General features: G+C 59.1%; 1 protein-coding gene and 1 pseudogene. Both read right to left on the bottom strand.

Features of this window, described 5'->3' with window-relative positions:
• Window positions 1–109: 109 nt before the first annotated feature.
• Window positions 110–1,858, bottom strand: a complete 1,749-nt coding sequence (ggt, locus tag ACR0J1_RS19355; RefSeq protein ID WP_480734402.1) for a gamma-glutamyltransferase — start codon at window positions 1,856–1,858, stop codon at window positions 110–112.
• Between the two features lie 77 nt (window positions 1,859–1,935).
• Window positions 1,936–2,022 (bottom strand): annotated as a pseudogene (locus tag ACR0J1_RS19350) (universal stress protein); the annotation flags it as partial.

The raw sequence follows: 2,022 nt of genomic DNA, 5'->3' as shown, positions 1-2,022 counted from the left end.
AGGATTTGATGCTCTCGGTTCATGGGGCGGGCTCCGGTTTGGATGAAATTGCTTGGCGTGAAATGAAAACGGCGGCTCAACCGAGCCGCCGCGATCTTGATTGTTTGGGTTACTGACCCAGCGCCACACCTTCGCGGCGGGGATCGGCTGCCCCGATCAGCTGACCATCCTTGATCAGGATCGCGTGCAGGCCCGAGTTCAGGTCGACCGTCTTGACCTCATGGCCCTTGGCGGTCAGCGCTTCGGCAAAATCAGCCGCTGCGGTTTCCTGCTCGACATCCATGCTCGATCCGTTGCGGTGCACGAAATGGCCGGTCTCGATGGCGTCCTGCGGGTCCATGTCCCAGTCGAGGATCGCGATGATGGTCTTGGCCACATAGTTGATGATGCGGCTGCCACCGGGCGAACCGATCAACAGATAGGGCTCACCATCTTTCATCACGATGGTCGGCGACATCGAGCTGCGCGGACGCTTGCCGCCTTCAACCCGGTTGGCCACCAGACGGTCGCCATCCTTGGGCGCGCGGTCAAAGTCGGTCAACTCGTTGTTCAGCAGGAAACCCCGAACGAAGACACGGCTGCCAAAGAAGGTCTCGATGGTCGTGGTCATCGACAGTGCGTTACCGTACTGGTCGCGGATCACGATATGGCTGGTGCCGGGACGATCCGGGTTCTGCGATGGTGCAAACAGCGCGGTGTGATCGCGTGGCGGCTCACCGGCCGAACGCTTTTCGCTGGCGGCTGCAGGGTCGATCATTTCCGAGCGCAGTTTCAGGTAATCCTTGTCCAACAGACCTTTGACCGGCACGTCAACGAAATCGCTATCGGCCATGTACAGCGCGCGGTCGGCATAGGCCAGCTTGGCGGCTTCAGCATAGAGGTGCGCCAGTTCGGCGTTCCAGCCAGTGCCTTTGAGGTCAAAGTTGTTCAGAATACCCAGAATCTGACCCACGGTCAGACCGCCCGAGGTCGGCGGGCCCATACCGCAGACGTCATAGCCGCGATAATCGGCGCAGACGGCAGGGCGGACCTTGACCCGATAGGCGGCCATGTCTTCCAACGTGATGTTGTTTTCCACCTTGGACGTCGAGTCCACCGCAGCAACGATATCTTCGGCAATCGGGCCGTGATAAAAGGCGTTTGCACCCTGATCGGCCAGAATACGAAGAGTCTCGGCGAAATCGGGGTTCTTCAGCAGGGTGCCTTCAGCCAGCGGGCTGCCATCTTCGTTGAAGAAGTACTCCTTGGCGCCAGGGAAGACGTCCAGATAACGCTCGCGGTCGATGGTCGACTGGATCGAGTTCGCCATACGCGGCGACACTTCGAAGCCGTTTTCGGCCTGTTCAATGGTCGACTGGAACAGCGACGCCCAGTCTTTCTTGCCGTAAAGGTTATGTGTCACTTCCATCAGACGCAGGATGCCGGGTACACCCACGGCCTGCCCGCCCGAGATCGCTTCTGCAAACGGAATCTTTTCGCCTTCGGCGTTCAGAAAGCGTTCCGGCGTGGCTTTTGCGGGGGCTTTTTCGCGCGCGTCAAAGGTGGTCAGGGTCTGGGATTCCGCGTCCCAGTATAGCATGAACGCACCACCACCGATGCCCGATGATTGTGGCTCGACCAGGTTCAGCATCAGTTGCACGGCAATCATCGCATCCGCAGCAGTGCCGCCAGCGGCCAGCACGTCATAGCCCGCTTTGGCCGCGATTGGGTTGGCGGCTGAGACCATGAATTCGGTACCAGTTACGGAATCTTTGTCCTCCCATCCGTAACCGTATTCCGGCGCTGGGTCCTGCGCGCTGGCTGTGCCAGCGATGACGCCCAGAGCCAGAGCGGCGCTGGTTCTTAGAAATGTCCTCATCATTGAATCCTCCCGGTGACGACGAGATGTTGGGAAACTGTTTATCACTCGTAACATGAACGTAATTCTATTGGCCCCTATCTGACGACGTAGACCGACACTTCCGAGTGTCTGACGACTCTGGCGGCGTTTGGGCCGAGGAGGTAGTCTTTGAGGTCTGGTTT

This window comes from Ruegeria sp. CJ3 (assembly GCF_056536725.1).
The sequence above is the reverse complement of the archived record's forward strand: the minus strand, read 5'-3'. Positions and strand labels throughout refer to the sequence as shown.

Excerpts from the sequence above, each read along its gene's own strand:
- ggt (WP_480734402.1), bottom strand. The coding sequence starts at position 1,858 with ATGAGGACATTTCTAAGAACCAGCGCCGCTCTGGCTCTGGGCGTCATC.